Origin of the sequence: Thiorhodococcus mannitoliphagus (assembly GCF_010915725.1) — a bacterium.
Lineage (GTDB): Bacteria > Pseudomonadota > Gammaproteobacteria > Chromatiales > Chromatiaceae > Thiorhodococcus > Thiorhodococcus mannitoliphagus.
This window is the reverse complement of record NZ_JAAIJR010000019.1, coordinates 47,102-65,833: the sequence shown is the minus strand read 5'-3', so window position 1 is coordinate 65,833 and position 18,732 is coordinate 47,102. Positions and strand designations below refer to the sequence as shown.

Here is an 18,732-nt window from a genome sequence, read left to right as displayed (position 1 = left end):
CATCGTCACGTCTATTGCTTCGTCAAATCTGCAACAATCAAATAGCTTATGAGTGAATTATTCGCATTCGTCGCGCGCTCTAAGTCAAGAATTATTAAGAGCTAGTTCCTATACAGCGTCTTAGGCGGCACCGGTCTCGAAAAAACTACGTTTCTCGGTCTGGACGCGGTTTAATATCCCGATCCAGTGGCAGAATGTGTGTGAAAGCCGAGCAAACTAAATCAAGACTCTGTAGACTCGACTTCGGCCATTTTCTGTCTTGGTCTTCCGCGCAACTCTTTGAAATCACGTGATGCGAAGCCGTTGGGCGGGGTGAGGAGTGCGAGGCGTTTCATCCGGCCGTAGTCGTCAGTCGGCACCGGTAAGATGGACGAGCGAGAGCGAAGTCCAGCGAATCCCGCGTCGTTGTTGGTGCACTGCACTGCACTGCACTGCACTGCGCGCCTCGATCTTGCTCGGGGCAAGCTGGTCTAGCCTACCGAAGACGACTGGCCGGAACAATGATCGACGCCTCGAGCGCTAAATTTTGCGATTAGCTGTTCAACCCTAAGCTGCTGATTATAAATATTATTCTTGAGGTGGAAATGGCTAAAGTCAAGTATAAACGAAGGTAACAATAAAAAGGGCGCGGATTGTGCCTTCTGAATTTGATGAAGCCTGTGATGACTCCGCGCAGCCAAGCCGTCAACGGACGCGTAGTGCCCCACAGCCCGACAATCACAATGTAAAAATTTTCGCCCGACGTTCAAGGAGTTAACACAATGAGTGCGAAAAAGATTCTAGCCCCCATGCTGGCCCTCACAGCAGTTTGTGCCTACAGCGCACCGGCGATGTCGGCGACACTGGGGGCTTTTCGCGACCGACGCTGAGTTTCAGTACGGAGCTGGTGAAGCCGGCATCACGACGGCCAACAACCGAAATGTTGACGCGAACGCACTCGGCGACACTCCAGACACCTTTCGAAGCCTTGGTCTGGAAGGCGCTGGTGTCTTCGAGTTCGGCACGGATTTCACCGGGCCGGTGACCATTTGGGAAACCACCTTCAATTGCACGGGAAGCGGCGTAACTTGCGGCAACCATCCTGAGCAGATCAATGTCTACGCGGGAAACACTTGGGATGGCGACTTCAGCGGTCTGGACTTCAACAGCTGGACTTCGCTCGGTACGATCGGGAATGGCACCGCGCAGAGCGGCGGCACCCTGGACGCGACCGGCACCTTCTCCTTTCTACTGATCGTAGACAACTCGACTTCCTTAGGTAGTCGGAGCAAGGATGGCTTCGATGTCGCTCGAGTCCAGGTGAGCGCAGTTCCTATCCCTGCGGCCGGTTTGCTCTTCGGGCCGGCGTTGCTCGGACTTGTCGGGGTTGCCCGTTTGCGGCGCAAGACTGGCGCGTTGCAATCCTGAGCCATTGATACTGACAAGCCCGCGCGGATGGCCTCTTCAGTCAGGCGGAATTTCCACAGCCGCGCGAACGGCCTTCGCAGCGGGCGTGCTCATGGGTTAGGCGGAAGATGTGCTTGCCCTCGCGCCCGGCGCTCGTCACGCAGATGAGACGCTCGGTCTCCGGGGCGGTCATCAACGCCTAGACGATCTTGAACTGTTTCGCGGTCGGTTTGCGGATGCGCAGCCTCCACTGCTCCGGGATCGTTGGCAGCGGGTCCGACGACCAGCGCTCGGCCCAAGCCCTGCGAATGCGCCCAGCTCGGCGAACTGGACCAGATGGCCCCGCGCCCAGGTCACGCGACAGCCGAGCCTTCTAGATACCAAGCGCCCTTGTGACCAGCGCCGAGCACCCGCGCGATGTCACGGACGACGCTGGGCTGTTTCGGCGAGGATGACGTTGGTCATGGCGAGCCCACTTCATCAGGTGCGAGCAGACGATGTGGTACCCCGCCCGCGGCTGCACCCGATGATGATCTTCCCAGGCAAATAGCTCGAGTCGCGCAAACAGAGGGTTGCGCGCGTCGTATTGCTATTGCGCCCGGCCTTCGGCTTCCAGCCCTGATTCCGTCAGGTCAAGATGGCCTGACTACGCAGTAAGCCGCCCACTTGGCCGGAACGATGATCAAGGCCCCTGGGGGCGACATCTGGCCGCTCAGGTTGACACTCGTGAGCCACGTCGATGGCAATGAAGAGGGCGTTGCCGGATCCCCGGATTGTTTCGCGTCGGGGCTTTGCGGATACTTTACGAAGAAAATTGCCAAGGGGACACCGAACCGCCCCAAGGTGCTGGGCCTGGCGCAAGCACACCACGAGGAGGCGTGATTGAAAGCGTTCAGCTATTGGATCGGCATGGCGGGCATTACCGCCTTCGCGGTGACGGCGGTGCTCGTCTTGGCGCCCAAAGGGATCGATCTCTTCAGCGCCATCGTACTTGGCATCATTACGGCGGTCGGTGGCGGCACCATCCGCGACCTTATCTTGGATGTGCAAGTCTTCTGGGCCGTCGATCTCAACTATCTCTGGGTCGCCATCGTTGCAAGCCTGGTGACCTTTTTCGCCGATGCGCGGCTCACCCGCAAAGAGATCTTCCGCCTGATGCTTTATGTCGACGGCTTCGGTGTCGCCTTATTCGCGATTCAAACCGTAGACAAGGCCTGGGGCATGGACTTCGGTCGCCCCCTCGCGCCCATCATCCTGGGCATCATCACGGCCATCGGTGGCGGTCTGATGCGCGATGTCCTGGCGGGACGCCAGACGCTCTTGATGACGCGCGAACTCTACGCGACGCCTGTGTTGATCGGCTGCACCTTCTACGTGGCGCTGCTGAGCTGGGCTCCGGACAGCCGCTTCGCTAGTGCGCTCGGCTGCGGTGCCCTCATCTTTGCGCTGCGCGCCGCCGCGATTCGCTGGGATCTAGCCATGCCGAATTGGTTGATGACAAAGTCGCGGCCGGGCTGAGCAGGAAGAGTCCAGGCAGTACCTCTTGAGGTAAGAAATCGCTCGTCAATTGTTTCCCGATGCGAGCGATCCCGCCCGAAATCCCCCCTGGCCCCCCTTTGCGAAAGGGGGGAAGTTGTTGATGGTCACTTTCTAAGCGCCCCGCAAGCAAGGCACAGGCGCATCCAGCGCGCCTGCGCAACCGGATGTCCACGTCAATGCGCGAATGCCTGAACCTGAGGCGCGTGATCTGACCGCCCATCGAAGTGTTCGACGGTCTTGCGGATATCCTCGAGCAGCATCTCCGCCATGTCGGCGCTGAAGCCTTCCCTGACCACGACACGCAGCACCGCGACCTCCTCTGCATGCTCCGGCATGGTGTAGGCCGGGACCTGCCAGCCGTATTGCCGCAGTTTGTCAGAGACGTCGAACACGCTGTAGCTGGTGACCGCGTCCTTGAGCTTGAAGGCGAACACGGGGATGGCGCTGCCGTCGCTGACGAGTTCGAAGGGACCGATCTCGGCGATGCCCTTGGCCAGTTCCATCGCGGTGTCGCGCAGCGTCTCCATGATTTGCAGATAGCCGGCCCGCCCCAAACGCAGGAAGTTGTAGTACTGCCCCACGACTTGGTTGCCGGGGCGCGAAAAATTCAGCGTGAAGGTCGGCATGTCACCGCCCAGGTAGTTGACGTGAAAGATTAGATCTTCGGGCAGGTCTTCATGGCTGCGCCAAACCACCCAGCCGACACCCGGATAGACCAGACCGTATTTGTGGCCCGAGGCATTGATGGACTTGACCAGCGGCAAGCGGAAGTCCCACCTGAGATCCGGGTGCAGGAAGGGGGCGACGAAGCCGCCACTGGCCCCGTCGATGTGCATCGGGATCTCCCAGCCGGTCTGTGCATTCTGCTCTACAAGCGCCTCGTGGATCGCCTCGATTGGCTCGAACTCACCAGTGAAGGTCGTGCCCAGGATGGCGACGACACCGATGGTGTTCTCGTCGGTCAAGCGCACGACTTCCTCCGGCGTAATCACGTACCGCCCCTTTTCCATCGGGATATATTTCGGCTCGACTTCCCAGTAGCGGCAGAATTTCTCCCACACGACCTGGACGTTCGCGCCGAGGATGAGATTGGGTTTGTCGGTTGGCTTGCCGGCGGCGCGACGGCGATCACGCCAGCGCCATTTAAGCGCCATGCCGGCGAGCATGATCGCCTCGCTGGAGCCGACGGCCGAGGCACCGACACCTTCCTCCGGCGCATTGAAGAGGTTCGAGACGATGTTGACGCAGCGTGCTTCGATGGCGGCCGTCTGCGGATACTCGTCCTTGTCGATCATATTCTTGTCGAAGGATTCGGCCATCAGCTTTTCGGCCTGCGGCTCCATCCATGTCGTGACGAAGGTCGCCATGTTCAGGCGTGCATTGCCGTCCAGCATCAGCTCATCGTGGATGATGCCATAGGCCGTATCCGGGTCCATTTCGTGATCCGGCAGGCGGTACTTGGGCACCGGTCGGGTCATGCCGCGTCGCCCGTAGGCGGGCGCCAGCATCCAATCCGTTTCGTCCGGTTCGATGGCCTCGATCTTTTTCGTCACCATGTTGCTTGAACTCCCGCGCGTTGGTCAGTGTGAAGAACCGCTGATTCGATGGTCGCGGCGAAGGGTGCCCTTGGCCCCTTTCCATCCCGACGCCTTGCCGCCCGCGGCTAAGAAAGTGCCCATCAATTGTTTCCCGATGCGAGCGATGCCGTCCGAAATCCCCCCTGGCCCCCCTTTGCGAAAGGGGGGAAGTTGCGATGGACACTTTCTAAGCCAACGCCTTGCCGCCCGCGGCTAAGAAAGTGCCCATCAATTGTTTCCCGATGCGAGCGATGCCGCCCGAAATCCCTCCTGGCCCCCCTTTGCGAAAGGGGGGAAGTTGTGATGGACACTTTCTAGGCCGACGCCTTGCCGCCCGCGGCTAAGAAAGTGCCCATCAATTGTTTCCCGATGCGAGCGATGCCGCCCGAAATCCCTCCTGGCCCCCCTTTGCGAAAGGGGGGAAGTTGTGATGGACACTTTCTAAGGGGCGGCCTTGCTGGACGCCAGCGCGTTTGCCTCGAACAGCCCTGGGATCATCGGATCGCTGGCGCCGAAGAAGCATAGCGCACCCGGCAAGGCCGCAGATCCGCCTTCCAGGCTCATAGCACCGGCCCCAGCATCGCAATGGCGTTATTCCAGAGCCTGTGCCGCCGGGTCCAGCGCGCGACGCTCTGCGGGTCAATGGGTACGGACTTGTCGATGTAGCTCTGTTGGCGTTGACGCAGGTCTGCGGTCAGGGCCGTATCGTAGAACAGGATGTTGTTCTCGTAGTTCAGCTCGAAGCTGCGTCGGTCCATGTTGGCGGAGCCGATCAGGCTGATCTCGCCATCCAGGGTGAGTGATTTGGTGTGCAGCAGTCCGCCGACATATTCGTGGATGCGCACGCCGGCGGCGAGTAGATCGGCGTAGTAGCTGCGACTGGCGGCCGAGACGACCCAGCTGTCGTTGCGGGCCGGAAACACGATGCTGGTGTCGACGCCGCGTCGGGCGCTGGCGCACAGCGCGGCCTGCATCGACTCGACCGGGACATAGTAGGGCGTGGTGATGACCAGCTCGCGGCGCGCGCTGTAGATCAAGGTTTCGAACATCTCGGGCATGGCCGAGTAGCGCACCGTCGGCCCAGTGCCAATCACCTGTGCCGCCAGTCCCGGCCGCGTCGGCGGCAGCGGCCGATGCAGCAGCGCGGCGATGTCGTCGTCCATGATGGCCATCCAGTCGCTGGCGAACAGATGCTGGTTCTGGCGGGCGATTGGACCCTCGAACCGAATCATGGCATCCACCCAGGGGGCGTACTTGGCCTTGATTGTAAAGGCGGGGTCGGCGCAGTTCTGGCTGCCGCAATAGGTGATGTCGTCGTCGATGACAACGATCTTGCGATGGTTGCGCAGATCGATACGCCCGCCGAGCGCGCGCAGGATGGGGTTACCGATAGGCAGCGCGCGGGCCAAACGCACACCGGCCGCTTCCATGGCGCGCCAATGCTCCGAGCGGATCATGCGGCGTGAACCCAGATCATCCGCCATCGCGCGGCAGGTGACACCGCGCGCGGCGGCCCGCATCAGGGCCGAGGCAACCTTGAGGCCATTTTTGTCAGGCAGCCAGATGTAGAACAGGAGATGGACATGGTCGCGAGCGTGATCGATGTCTGCCACCAGGGCGTCGATGACGGCATCTGAATCCTCCGGGAGTTGGGCGCGATTGCCACCTAGGGGCGCGAAGCCGCTGATCGACTGCCCGACGCGGAAGAGGTGGGCATGGCGTTCCGGAACATCGGCCTTCAGCTCAGCGGCATCCGCGCCCGGCGCATCCTCGACGCTGGGCATGCCCGCCAACACCTGACGCATGCGCTCGATTCGGCGTCGGCCGATGTTGACCTCGCCGAGCAGCAGATAGGACAGGATGCCCACGACCGGCAGCGCCATGACGACGACTACCCAGGCAATGCGCGAGGCAGGATCACGATGCGGACGCAGTAGAATCCGCATCATCAGGGCGACTTGGATGGCGAGGTGCAGCGCCAAGAGGGCGGTTGGCAAGAAGGTCGCAGTGTTCATTAGAGACTCCGTTGCGCCGAAGGATGTCGCTCGATGCTACCTGGCATTGTCGGTTTCGGTCTTCCAGTGGACAGAATCGGGCAGCTTGGGACTGTGCTGTCATCTCTACAGGCGCAGCCTCAGGAGGCAAGAGCAAAAAAGCCGACCCTCAGTGGGTCGGCTCTTCCAAAGGCGTCGAGGCAAGGTGGACTTACTCGGACTTGGCGTCCTGGTCCTGTTCCTTCATCTTCACGACATCTTCATTGAGTTCGACCATTGCGCCGTTGCGCATCTCGTTGACCTTCTCGGCGATCTTCTGACGCTTGACCAGGGCGATGAGCTGCGGCTTGGCGTCCTCGAACGCCGGCGGCTCTGCCGTGCGGCTGTCTTCAAGCTCGATCACGTGCCAGCCGAACTGGGTCTTCACGGGCTCTTTGGTGTAGCTGCCAGGCTTAAGCGCCGCAACGGCCTCGGAGAAAGGCGCTACCATCTGCTTGGCGTCAAACCAGCCGAGTTCCCCGCCGTCCTTGCCGGTCGGTCCCTCCGAGTGCTCTTTGGCGAGTTCGGCGAAATCCTTCCCCTTGTCGAGCTGCTTGATCAGCTTCTTGGCCTCGTCTTCTTCCTTCACCAGGATATGTCTGGCCTTGTACTCCATGCGGGTGGTCTTTTCCTTGACCTTCTCGTAGGTCTCCTTCAGCTCGTCCTCGGTGGGCTCGATCTCGTCGGCCATGGCTGAGAGCGCGGCGTTGGACATGACCTTCATGCGCTCGAGCTGCAGGGCCGCGACGACATTGCGGTTGTCTTCAAGCTTGCGGCGATCGCCTTCCTGAGAGGCGACGATCAGCCCCATGAATTCGTCGAAGACCTGCTGCTGAAAGGCCGGATTGTTCTGTTGGGCCTGATTGCCCTGGAGACGCTCCATGTAGAAGATACGAAAGACGTCGAGCGGGTAGGGCACCTCATTGACGGTGGCGATCAGGGTGTCCGGGGAATCGGCCTCCTTGGCGTCTTCCGCGAAGGTGGTCGTGGTCGCGAGCAGGGCGCAAAGCAGTAGAGGAATACGAGCTGTCTTCATGATCAACATATCCATGGATTTTGAACAATGGGACGCCACGAGCATGCCCGAGGCATTAAGGAAAAACTTGCTTGAAGGGCTTCACGGTCACATCGCGATAAACCCCGGCCGCCCGGTAGGGGTCGGCGGCAGCCCAGTCTTCGGCAGTCTTGAGGTCGATAAATTCCGCGACGATGAGAGATCCCGTGAAGCCCGCCTCACCCGGGTCCGGGCTGTCGATCGCAGGGTGCGGACCAGCCAGGACGAGTCGTCCCTCGTCCTGGAGCGCTTGAAGCCGTGCCAGATGGGCGGGTCTGGTGCTGAGCCGGGCCTCGAGTGAACCTGGGTTGTCGATCGCGATGATGGCGTAGAGCACGTCAATCAGTCTCCAGAGCTTGGGGATCGTCGTGGACGTGGCGGGAAAGGTAGAAGGCTTGCGCGATGACGAAGGCTATCGTCAGCCCCATCATACCGAACAGCTTGAAGTTCACCCAAACCTCCTCGCGGGCCTGGGCGTCCCGACAGAGATTCAAGAGATCCCCCTTGAAGGTCTCAGCGCATGCCGAGAGGTCGACGCCTTGCTGCCCCGAGGCTGCGAGCAGCGCTTGCTGAGCCTCGTAGAAGCCGCTCCCGACGTAGACCACAAAGAGATTGGCGAGCCCAAGGAACACGAAGAATCCCGTCCACAGAAGGTTGAGGCGCGACCAGATCGGCTTAGGCATTTGGATTGCGTGTCCCATCATGCGCTCGATGAGGGTGCGCTCCCCGACCAGATGGCTCCCGATGAAGGCCGCAGCGAACAACCAGTTTACCAGCGTTGGTTTCCACATGACGAAGATCGGGTCTTGGAGCGCGATGGTGAGTCCGCCAAAGACGCTCAAGAGTCCGAGCGTGACGAGGTGCATCTTCTCGACGTGTCGCCGACGCATCCATGACCAGCCCACTTGAGCCGCCGCCGCCGCAATGGCCGCTCCGGTCGCCCAGTAGATCCCCGCTAGCTTGTAGACGGCGAAGAAGAGCAGAACGGGAAAGAAATCGATCAATAGTTTCATGATGATATCCGGGCCTTAGGTGACCCTTGAGAGCGGCGAGAGCGCCGACGCTTAACGAAGCCAGCGGCTCCTCACCTGTCTTGGATGCCTCCGGATCCGCTGGTTCCCGCGTGGAACAGACAGTCGGGGTTGAGTGTTCCGAATCTTTGGCTGAATCTAGCCTAAGCCCCGACGCCAGATGCTCGGCCGGTTCTGGTGCGAGGAACCGCCTACTTCGGTGTGTGGCCGCGCAGGATAAGATGCTCGGGGGCTCGGGTAAAGCCTGTAGCAGGCTTTTGGTGAGACTGTGAACGCGACCTGGCCCCTTGTATAGTGCCCTGCGGAAACTCGATCACAGCGAATCTTTGGAGGATCTTTGTGGAGCAAATATCAGCTTGGGTGAGTGCGTTGAACGGCCTCGTTTGGGGGCCGCCAATGCTCGTCTTGATTCTGGGGGTAGGCTTCTTCTTGATGCTTGGGCTGCGGCTCATGCCAATCATCAAGCTCGGCTACGGCTTTCGCATGCTGTGGCGCGGGCGCATCAAGCAGGGGGAGGGTGACATCCCGCCCTACCAGGCGCTGACCACGGCGCTGTCGGCGACGGTGGGGACAGGGAACATCGCCGGCGTGGCGACCGCCATTTTCCTCGGCGGACCCGGGGCACTGTTCTGGATGTGGTGCACCGCGCTCGTTGGCATGGCGACCAAGTACGCGGAAGCCGTGCTGGCCGTTCACTATCGCGAGGTCGACAGCAAGGGCAGCCACCTCGGCGGCCCCATGTACTACATCAAGCTCGGGCTTGGCAAAAAATGGCTCTGGATGGCCACGGCCTTCGCAATCTTCGGGCTGCTCGCCGGGTTCGGAATCGGCAATACAGTGCAGGCCAATTCCGTCGCGCATGCGACTGAGACGACCTTCGGCGTCCCTGTCTGGATCACTGGCGTGGTGATGGCGGTCTTTGCGGCAATCGTTCTGATCGGCGGCATTCGGCGTATCGGCGAGGTCTCGGCCGCGCTCGTGCCCTTCATGGCGATCATCTACGTCAGCGGTGGTCTCGTCATCCTGGCGCTCAGTGCTGATCAGATTGGCGCGGCCTTCGAACTCATCTTCGTCCACGCCTTCAATCCCATTGCCGCGACGGGGGGATTCGCGGGTGCGACCTTGGCCGCGGCCATCCAATTCGGTGTCGCTCGCGGTGTTTTCTCGAACGAGGCCGGTCTGGGCAGCGCGCCCATTGCTCACGCGGCGGCGCAAACGAGCAATCCGGTCACTCAGGGGACCATTGCCATGCTGGGGACCTTCATCGATACCATCATCGTGTGCACCATCACCGGCCTCGTCATCCTCGTCTCAGGTGTTTGGGATTCGGGTGAGACGGGTGCCGCCCTGTCCTCACTGGCGTTCGAGACCGGGCTGCCTGGCGTTGGCTCCTACATCGTCACCTTCGGGCTGGTGCTTTTTGCCTACACCACCACGCTCGGCTGGAGCGTCTACGGTGAGCGCTGTGCCGAGTATTTGCTCGGTGAGCGCGCCGTTCTGCCGTTTCGCGTGCTCTGGGTCTTGGCGCTGCCTCTCGGTGCCATGGCCCAGCTCGACTTTATCTGGTTGGTGGCGGATACCTTGAACGCCTTGATGGCGCTGCCGAACCTCGTTGCACTGCTGCTCTTGAGTCCGGTGGTCTTCAAACTGACTCGGGATCATTTCGCGAGCAAGCCTGCTTGACCAACAGGCTCCTCTAGACCGCCGCTTGGCGGCGGTCTCTGCGTCTTCTGCGCTATGCAGTCGCCTTGGAGCCGCCCTGGCAGGGGGGGGATTCTGGAACCCCTCCCTTCTCCTGCCATTCTTCGGGAGTCCAGGTGTGCATCGTCAAGGCGTGCAACCCGGCTCTCAGTTCCTCGCTGAGCATTGCGTTGACGCGCCGATGGCGCTCGACCAAGGGCATGTCGGCAAAGGTGTCGCTGACTACCAAGAGCTTGAAGTGCGATTCCGAGCCCGGAGGCACGGAGTGCATATAGCTCTCATCGACGATGTCTAGATACATTGGCTGGAGCGCTTCCTTGATTTGGCTCTCGATGCGCTGCTTTCGATTCATGGCTCTTCCTCCGCGTGGTGCCCCATGTGGGGGCTATGCTAGGAGCCGGGTCGACTTCCTTGCCCCGGCTCTCCCAAACTCAAATTGTTTTTCTTATTCCGGGTCGCGCTTGTGGTCAGGCGAGCCGGACAGCTCGATGTGCTCCGTAACCAGCAATGTCTGCGCCGCGTCGACGACGCTGGTCAAGCGTGATTGATGCTCGGGCGATGCGATGGCAGCGCGTTCGAGGCCTTCGGTACGTCCGAACAGACTGAGCTGTAAGTGCTCGGTTGTGCGCACATGGAGTTGCAGGTCAGAAAGGATGCGCGCGAACTCACTGCGGGTTGGTGCCGCATCCAGTTCTCGAAACAGCTGGGCGAGGGCATCAAAGAGCGGTTGGGCTTGAGACGTGAGTCCAAATTCGGTGGGGCGGTAGTCCAGATGCCGCTCCGAGGCACGATTGATCCACACCCGGAAGCTCTCTTTTTGCAGGGCGTGATAGAGCGGTTCCTCCGAGATCAGGAAGAGCAGCAGATGGCGCGCATTGGCGAAATAGCGCCCGTCCTTGACGTCCCAGTAGCAGCTGGAGACGAGACGATGGATGCGGATGTGCTCGCGAAAGTCCGCTGCGTGAAGTTGGTCCAGGATCAGCACGGTCGGCTCGCCTTCGCTCTGGGCGCAGGCCTCGCTCAGGATCTGATCCAGTGGTTCGATCGGCGGCTCCTCGCGGCCAAGCTCGTCGCGGCTGGGCGGGAGAATGACGTCCGGCAGCGGTGGGCTCTCGTCGGTGAAGTCGTGATAGAGCAGGTGCGGAAAATCCAGCGAGCGCGCCAGGGCGTTGGCAAAGGCTGTCTTGCGGCGCTCGCCCTCGCCGGCGATGTTGAGGGTGCGAATGCCCCTGCTTGGGCTCTCCAGGAGGCAGCGAAGCTGGAATTCGTAGTCATCGTTCGACTCGAACCCGTTCTCCGCCATTTTTTCTCTCAGGCTTGGCATGCCTGAAGCATAACTGGGTCCGTAGTCAAGCCCAAGTATCAATTCCTGAACGGTTGAGTTGGCGGATCGGCAGCGCGCTCAGAAGCTGTCTGGAAACTCCCAGAAAGTGCCCATCAATTGTTTCCCGATGCGAGCGACCCCGCTCGAAATCCCCCCTGTCCCCCCTTTGCGAAAGGGGGGGAAGTTGTTGATGGTCACTTTCCTAGGGAGGCTTCGCCTCAGACCGACGCGTCATGCCATCGGGATCGCCATCGGGATCGGAATCGCTATCGTCGGTTCGATCCCGATCCCGACGGCCTTGGATGGTCAGACGCTTCATCGAAATTTGACTCATCTGCGAGCATTTTGCGCCCTCAAGGATCCTAGGAGCCTGTCCGACTTAGGATGAATCGGCTATGGAATCGGGAGAACGGTCCCTTTCGCCCCGCTTTTTCGTTACATAGAACCACTATGCGCCTCAAAACCGGAACGAAATGGCCTCGCTCTCCCACTTCCTCGCTTCGATCCCCCCAAGTCGGACAGGCTCCTAGGGGCCTCTACGATGATTTCCAGACAGTCTCTCAAGGGTTAGGTTTTCTGTTCTTCGCAGAGGTTCGGCGGACGGGAAGTCCGCGCAAGACAGCTCAACACCTATCGGTTTCCCGACATCAACCGGAACAGCCGCTCCAAGCCTGCGTATAGCCAGGCCATCCTGGCCTGGTTTGCCAGGGCTGGAGGCCCTGGCTATATAAAACCGATAGGTGGTGAGGCAAGACAGTCCTAGGCTTTTCTTCGTGACATTGGTGCCATTGGAGCCCCAACTCCCGAATCTCGGGTGAGCGATGGCGTGATTGGGCGTCGCTTTGTTGTGGCGACGCCAGGGGCGGTGCTCAGCCCTGCAGGAGTTCGAGGACCTCGCTGTGACCCTCTTGGCGTGCCCAGTCAGCGGCCGTCTTACCGTCGTAGTCCTTGAGTGTCCGATCGGCACCCTGCGCGAGCAGGGCCGAGACGGCCTTGGTGTGTCCCTGCTTGGCGGCCCAAATCAGTGCCGTCCAGCCCTTGGTGGACTCCTGGTGGTCTGCCATGGCGCCCTGCTTCAGCAGCAGGTCGACGACCTGAGCGTGGTTGTTGGAGGCGGCGAGCATGACCGCCGTGTAGCCACCCTTGTCGGCCGCGTCGACCTGCGCTCCGGCTTGGATGAGCCGCTCTACGACCTCTTGATGGCCGTAGAGGGCGGCCTTCATGAGCGGGGTCCAGTCGCAACTGTCACGCACGTCGGGCTGGCGGTGTTGCGCCAAGAGCTGATTCAGTGTCTGGAGATCGCCCTGCTCGGCCACTTCGAGGAGCGCCGCTCCGCCTGCGGCGATCGTTGTGCTATCGCCCGAGCGACCGCATCCGCTGAACAGCGCGACCGCGATCAGGGTGAGAATGAGATTCTGTGTGATTTTCATGGGCACATTCTCCTTCGCGCGCCTTTTCCCGCCAATGAGAATGCGCAAAGGCTAGCGAGGCTTCGCCTCAGACCGACGAGTCATGCCATCGGGATCGCTATCGGGATCGCTATCGTCGGTTCGATCCCGATCCTGATCCTGATCCTGATCCCGACGGCCTTGGATGGTCGGACGCTTCATCGAAATTTGATTCATCTGCAAGCATTTTGCGCCCCCAAGGATTCGAGGTCGCGGGGTGCGGATCCATGCGAGTCGGATGCAACGCTTAGACAGTGTCCATCAATTGCTTCCCGACGCGAGCGATGCCGCCCGAAATCCCCCCTAGCCCCCCTTTGCGAAAGGGGGGAAGTTGTTGATGGACGCTTTCTTAGGGCGTCCTGATTTCGCCGACGCAGGCTCCTAGGCGGGGCGCAATCATGGCGGACATTGCTACTCATGGGTCGTGCAGTCGCCGTAGCGACATTGCACGAGCATCTGGACGCCGTTCTGACAGAAGACGCGGTGCTGCTCCCAACCTTGACCGGATCCCTCGAGTTTGGTGGCCTGCTCTGTCAAGGAGCAGCCGCGCGTCATGGCATAGCGCTCCGCGGCGTAGGCCCAAATACCGACCGTTGCGGGCGCGCGCTGCCGAGATTCTGATGTCAAATGCCCCATCCGGGGCCGGATGGCCGTGCTTCTGTCGGGCCCGGTGCCGCGCGCGTCCCACTTGCCGCGCAGCGACGCCAGTGCCTTCATGAGGTTTTCGGAATAGTGCTCGGTGACGTCTGATCGCCACTCATTCTCAGTGCCAGGCCATTCTACTTCCTCGGCGCGGAGGCTGACGCGGGACCCATCCGAGTCCTCCGCGAAGTCCGCGTAGATGCGCAGCACGCGCTCGGCAATCAGCACGCCGTCTTCGTCGTGACCCGCGAGGATTTGCTCGAAGACGGCCGCGCCTGAGGTCGCAGAGAGGATCCGCCAGCCGCGGCTGGCGGCGCTGTCCACCGCGAAAGCTCGGGCATCGTCAAGTCGCGCGCCGAACAGCATGACGTTCGGTGGTGCGCCGGCGAGCGCCCAAGGCGGTATCAGCAGGGCGAGCAGCGCGACAAGGCAGAGACGCGCCGACGCGCTGCGAGACGCCCGGCGCCTTGGGGCAAGCCTTGTCTGCGGGCTCAGAGGAGGCCTTGGCAGCTTCCGTTCTGACATTTGATGAGAAAGCTATCGCTGCCTTCGCAGGGCACCTTGTGCACTTCCCCGTCTTGGCGCGACTCGATCAGTTGTGACCCTGAAGCAGAGACCTGACAGCCGCGCTGACGGGCATATTGCTCTGCGTAGGCGGCTGAGGTGACGCCGGCCGAGCCGGTGCTGCTTTGCGGCAGTGCCATCATGTTCTCACGTGGCGCGACGCTGGTCGGGGCGCCGTAATCGTTGCCGATCGGGCTGCCGTAGTCACTGCGGTAGCGGGTGTCGAGGGCGGCCGTGGCGTCGATAACGGGTGCGGCACTCGGTGGGGGCCGTCGTGGCTCTGGGAGTGGCCGGGTGTAGGATGGCTGGACTTGAGGCGAGATCTGGGTCTCCGCGACCTCTGGGGTCGGCGTTGTCATTGGAGTCGTCTGCTGAGTCTGGAATGCTGGCTCTGCGGCTCTCCTCTCCGGCTCAGGGCGATATTCCGGGAGGGGCTCCGCAACGTCGGGCGTCGCTGCGGCGGGCTCGGCCGCTGGTGCGGGTGTGCTTGCAACCTCGGGTGCGGGGGCATCGTCAGTCGGCTCTTCCGTCTTCGGTGGGCGCGCGTAGGGAGTTCCGGCCCAAGGGTCTGCCCAGCCTTGCGCAGGTGGCGTCGCGCGTGCCACGCGCCCGCGGTTGCTCGACCAGGTCGTGCGCAGGGAGTTCAGCGACTGCTCTAAGGTATCACGATAGGTCTCGGTGACATCCGTGCGCCGCACCGGCTGACCTGAGATCGCGGGGGAGACGACCTCGGCCTTGGTCGCGACGTTGAGATTGCTGCCTTGCTGGACGAAGAAGGAGGTGACCTCCAGCGTTGATCCTGGCAGTGGTCCGGTCCCGTAGGAGTCGAGCAGACTCGGATCCGCATTGCGCTGTGCGATGAGTCGGTCGGAGCCTGTCTTGGTGATGCTCCAGCCCTTGTTGCGCGCGGCCCCCATGGCCAGCAGCTTGACCTCATCGCGCGTTGCGCCCGGCAGCGTGGTCTGGGGAAGTCGGTCGAAATCGCCGGGCAAGGGTGCCGAGCTGAGTTCGGGGTTCGACGAATAGTTGCTTGGGGTTCCGGCGCAGCCCGTGAGCAGCAGCCCGGAGATCGCCATACAGCACAATGTGGCTTTCAAACGCACGTTTGACCAACGCCTCTCTGACAGAAGGATTTTGCTCAATGATTTGGCATGCGGCACTGAAGGAGCGCCATCGAGCAGGATGCCGGCCATTTTACAGCGAAATACCCGCGCGCATCCCGTCGAGGATGCTAGCACAGTACGCTGACCCTAGATCCGGCATTTCAAGGCTCCAGGTGCGGCCATAGGCGACGGGCGCTTGCCAGCGATCCTTGGGCCGACGTTAGGCGGGCCAACATGCAGCCTTCCGTTGGATCCCGTACCTCGGCCCAACCGACGCTAGAGATCAGTTGTGGTCGCGCTCAATCGGTCCTCTTGCCCGATGAACGGCATGGGTGGCCTAGTGCGTCGCCGCGCAAGTTCCGAGACGGGTGCCTTGTCGTTGTCGTAATCGTGATCGCGGTCTCGACATAGCGAATATTTCGACAACGAGAACGACAACGACAACGACAATGGCCAAGAACGGCCTCGCGACTTCTAACCCGCAGCACTAGGAGGCTTTGCTGTCGTCTGTCTCGCGACGGCGCAGCAGATAGATGTCCATGAGCCAGCCCTTCTTGTCGCGCACGGCTGCCTTGGTCGCTAACAGATCATCCGTCACTTCGTCGATTGGGCCAGAGACCAGGACCTCGTCTGGGCAGCCAAGATAGCCGCCCCAGTAGACATCCATATTCTGGCCCTTGAAGCGCTGGAAGGAGGCGTTGTAGTCGAGCATGACCACGGCATTCTGAAGATCGGCCGGGTCGCAGGTCTCGGCATGGCGGCCTGTGGTGATGGTGATGCTCTCGCCGACGCGGTTCATTGGGATCTTGTGTCTGGCGGTCAGCATTTGAACGGAGGTGATGCCTGGGATGATCTCGAAGTCCAACTCGCCCGCGGAGGATGCTGCCAGCTCGGCGATGAGGCTGACGGTCTGATCATAGATGCTCGGGTCACCCCAGAGCAGCAAGGCTCCGCTCTGGCCGTCGTCCAACTCCTGGGTGAGGAGACGCTCGAAGAGGGCGCGCTTTTCGTCGTGCCAGACCTTGACGCCGGCCTTGTAGCCCTCGGCCGTCATGCGTCGCGGGGGGCTGGTCGCGATGACGACACGGTAGCCTGATTCCCCCAAATAGTGAGTCAGGATGTCCTTGCGCATCTGTAGCAGCTCTTCCTTCCCCTGGCCCTCCTTCTCTAACATGAAGAAGACGTTGGTGCGCTTGAGTGTCTCGATGGCTTGGATGGTAAGGTACTGGGGTCCGCCTGGACCCATGCCGATGAGGTACAGCTTCTTCATGGTTTCTCGGGATGTTGCGATGGGGCTCTGCCGTGACCTCCGCCGCGCAAGCGACAGGGGTAGCGCGCGTGGGTGGTGCCGGTGCGCGTCCGGGCCTGGTCGGTGATGACTATCAGCATGGCGATTCTACCGAGTCGTTGGTATTATCGGCGACTTGATCTCGATTTCGCTTATCCCAGTCGGAAATGCCGAATAACCCTATCTACTGACAGGTTGCTTAAGCCGGCGGGACTGACGCATCCTCATCAGTGGCTAAGGTGCTGCTTCTACACTAGCGCGTCCATGCCCGACTGTTCTTGAAAACCCGGAGCTGACAATGCGAATCCTTTTTGTCCACCCAAACTATAGCGCCGGTGCCGCTGATATCGCTGGCAACTGGTCGCCAGCGTGGGTCGCCTATATTGCCGGTTACCTGAAGTCCGGCGGCTACGAGGACTATCACTTCGTCGACGCCCTGGTGGACAAGCTGGACGAGGAGCAGCTGCGCGTGGCGATCCGCGACGCCAAGGCCGACATCGTCGCGACCACGGCGATGACGCCGATGATCTATGCCGCGCAGCGTGTCCTGCAGATCGCCAAGGAGGAGTGCCCGAATGCGGTCAGGGTGCTCGGCGGTATCCACGGCACCTTCATGTTCCAGCAGGTGCTGGCCGAGGCCCCCTGGATCGACGTCATCGTCCGCGGTGAGGGCGAGGCCGTCACCTTGAATCTGGTGCGCGCCATCGACGAGGGCCGCTGGCCGGCCGAGCGCGAGACGATTAACGGACTCGCCTTCTTAGGCGAAGACAACCAGGTCGTGGCCACGCCGGCAGAGCCTTCGATCAAAGATGTCGATTCCATCTGGCCGGACTGGGGCATCCTGGAGTGGAAGAAGTACATCTACATCCCGCTCGGCGTTCCGGTTGCGACCCCCAACATGGCGCGCGGCTGCCCCTTCACCTGCAGCTTCTGCTCGCAATGGAAGTTCTGGCGTGATTATCGCGTGCGCGATCCCAAGCGCATGGTCGACGAGATCGAGGAGCTGGTGAAAGTTCATGGCGTCGGCTTCTTCATCCTTGCCGACGAAGAGCCGCAGATCAACAAGGCGAAGTTCGTCGAGTTCTGTCAGGAGCTGATCGACCGCGACCTGGGCATCCATTGGGGCATCAACACCCGTGTCACCGACGTCATGCGTGACGAGGATTTGCTGCCCTTCTACCGCAAGGCCGGGCTGGTGCACATCTCACTCGGTACCGAGGCCGCCGCTCAGCTCAACCTCGACCGCTTCGTCAAAGAGACGACGATCGAACAAAACAAGCGCGCCATTCAGCTGCTGCAACAGAACGGCATCGTCACCGAGGCGCAGTTCATCGTCGGCCTCGAGAACGAGACTCGCGAGACGCTCGAAGAGACCTATCAGATGGTCATGGACTGGGGCGCCGACATGGCCAACTGGTCGATGTACACCCCCTGGCCCTTCTCCGATATGTTCACGGAAATGGGCGACAGGGTCGAGGTCTTCGACTACTCGAAGTACAACTTCGTCTCGCCGATCATGAAGCCCGACAACATCGACCGCGCCGAGTTGCTCGACGGCGTCATGGCCAATTACCGGCGCTTTTACATGAAGCGGATGTTCTTCCAGTATCCCTGGGTGAAGGATCCCTTCCGCCGTAAGTACCTGATCGGTTGTATCAAGGCGTTCTTGAAGAGCGCCATGGAGCGTCGCTTCTATCAGCTGGGCAAGCAGAACTACTGGGGCCCGCTGTTCAAGAAGTTCATCAAGTTCGACTACGACAAGTCCAGGACCAAGATTGTCGAGCCGGATCACAATTCCTGGAAGAAGGCGCCGCCGGCCAAGCGTCCGGCGGTCAGCGCGGTCGGCGCGGCGCCACAGGCGTGCGGTGGTCCCAAGGCTTGCGGCGGCGGAGACCAGCAGATGACCGAGGAGCAGATCAAGGAATACGAGAACGCCTGATCCGCTCTCTTTGGTTCGGATTCGCTCCGAGCCATCCGCGAGAACACGGGGTCTGCACCCTTGGGTGCAGACCCCGTGTCTGTTTGAGAGGACCACCTCTGCA

15 protein-coding genes are annotated in these 18,732 nt (G+C 61.2%); 4 read left to right on the top strand and 11 right to left on the bottom strand.

The window, feature by feature from the left end; genetic code table 11:
• Positions 1-810: 810 nt before the first annotated feature.
• The gene (locus G3480_RS06705; RefSeq protein WP_164652870.1) at positions 811-1,407 is read left to right on the top strand and encodes a VPLPA-CTERM sorting domain-containing protein; all 597 of its coding nucleotides are present in this window, start codon (positions 811-813) and stop codon (positions 1,405-1,407) included.
• 861 nt (positions 1,408-2,268) lie between these two features.
• On the top strand, positions 2,269-2,904 hold the full coding sequence (locus G3480_RS06700; protein ID WP_164652973.1) for a trimeric intracellular cation channel family protein: 636 nt from the start codon (positions 2,269-2,271) through the stop codon (positions 2,902-2,904).
• 194 nt (positions 2,905-3,098) lie between these two features.
• Here the strand turns inward: G3480_RS06700 and gad are convergent, their stop codons facing one another.
• From gad to G3480_RS06675, 5 genes are all read right to left on the bottom strand, one after another.
• Entirely contained in the window at positions 3,099-4,481 is a 1,383-nt protein-coding gene (gene gad, locus G3480_RS06695) for a glutamate decarboxylase (protein ID WP_164652972.1), read from the bottom strand.
• 581 nt (positions 4,482-5,062) lie between these two features.
• A complete protein-coding gene (gene cls, locus G3480_RS06690; RefSeq protein ID WP_164652970.1) occupies positions 5,063-6,517 on the bottom strand; it encodes a cardiolipin synthase in 1,455 nt (484 codons plus the stop codon).
• A 190-nt stretch (positions 6,518-6,707) separates the two neighbouring features.
• Positions 6,708-7,571: a peptidylprolyl isomerase gene (locus G3480_RS06685; RefSeq protein ID WP_164652969.1), complete on the bottom strand. Its 864-nt coding sequence runs from the start codon at positions 7,569-7,571 to the stop codon at positions 6,708-6,710.
• A 55-nt stretch (positions 7,572-7,626) separates the two neighbouring features.
• Positions 7,627-7,926, bottom strand: a complete 300-nt coding sequence (locus G3480_RS06680) for a YciI family protein (protein WP_164652967.1) — start codon at positions 7,924-7,926, stop codon at positions 7,627-7,629.
• 1 nt (position 7,927) lies between these two features.
• Entirely contained in the window at positions 7,928-8,602 is a 675-nt protein-coding gene (locus tag G3480_RS06675) for a septation protein A (RefSeq protein WP_164652965.1), read from the bottom strand.
• Positions 8,603-8,959: 357 nt separating this feature from the next.
• Here G3480_RS06675 and G3480_RS06670 point away from each other — a divergent pair, with 357 nt between their 5' ends.
• Positions 8,960-10,303: an amino acid carrier protein gene (locus tag G3480_RS06670; protein WP_164652963.1), complete on the top strand. Its 1,344-nt coding sequence runs from the start codon at positions 8,960-8,962 to the stop codon at positions 10,301-10,303.
• 52 nt (positions 10,304-10,355) lie between these two features.
• On the opposite strand, the gene G3480_RS06665 is transcribed toward G3480_RS06670, so the two are convergent.
• From G3480_RS06665 to cobF, 6 genes are all read right to left on the bottom strand, one after another.
• Positions 10,356-10,673: a BolA family protein gene (locus tag G3480_RS06665; protein ID WP_164652961.1), complete on the bottom strand. Its 318-nt coding sequence runs from the start codon at positions 10,671-10,673 to the stop codon at positions 10,356-10,358.
• Positions 10,674-10,766: 93 nt separating this feature from the next.
• A complete protein-coding gene (locus tag G3480_RS06660) occupies positions 10,767-11,645 on the bottom strand; it encodes a hypothetical protein (RefSeq protein WP_164652959.1) in 879 nt (292 codons plus the stop codon).
• 869 nt (positions 11,646-12,514) lie between these two features.
• On the bottom strand, positions 12,515-13,075 hold the full coding sequence (locus G3480_RS06655) for an ankyrin repeat domain-containing protein (RefSeq protein WP_164652956.1): 561 nt from the start codon (positions 13,073-13,075) through the stop codon (positions 12,515-12,517).
• Positions 13,076-13,504: 429 nt separating this feature from the next.
• Positions 13,505-14,260 (bottom strand): hypothetical protein, encoded by a 756-nt coding sequence (locus tag G3480_RS06650; RefSeq protein WP_164652955.1) that lies wholly within the window; start codon positions 14,258-14,260, stop codon positions 13,505-13,507.
• On the bottom strand, positions 14,227-15,402 hold the full coding sequence (locus tag G3480_RS06645) for a hypothetical protein (RefSeq protein ID WP_164652953.1): 1,176 nt from the start codon (positions 15,400-15,402) through the stop codon (positions 14,227-14,229). The genes G3480_RS06650 and G3480_RS06645 overlap by 34 nt, the downstream gene beginning before the upstream one ends.
• Before the next feature lie 487 nt (positions 15,403-15,889).
• Positions 15,890-16,672 (bottom strand): precorrin-6A synthase (deacetylating), encoded by a 783-nt coding sequence (cobF, locus tag G3480_RS06640; protein WP_164652951.1) that lies wholly within the window; start codon positions 16,670-16,672, stop codon positions 15,890-15,892.
• Positions 16,673-16,988: 316 nt separating this feature from the next.
• Here cobF and bchE point away from each other — a divergent pair, with 316 nt between their 5' ends.
• A complete protein-coding gene (gene bchE, locus G3480_RS06635; protein ID WP_164652949.1) occupies positions 16,989-18,629 on the top strand; it encodes a magnesium-protoporphyrin IX monomethyl ester anaerobic oxidative cyclase in 1,641 nt (546 codons plus the stop codon).
• The last annotated feature ends 103 nt before the right edge of the window (positions 18,630-18,732 follow it).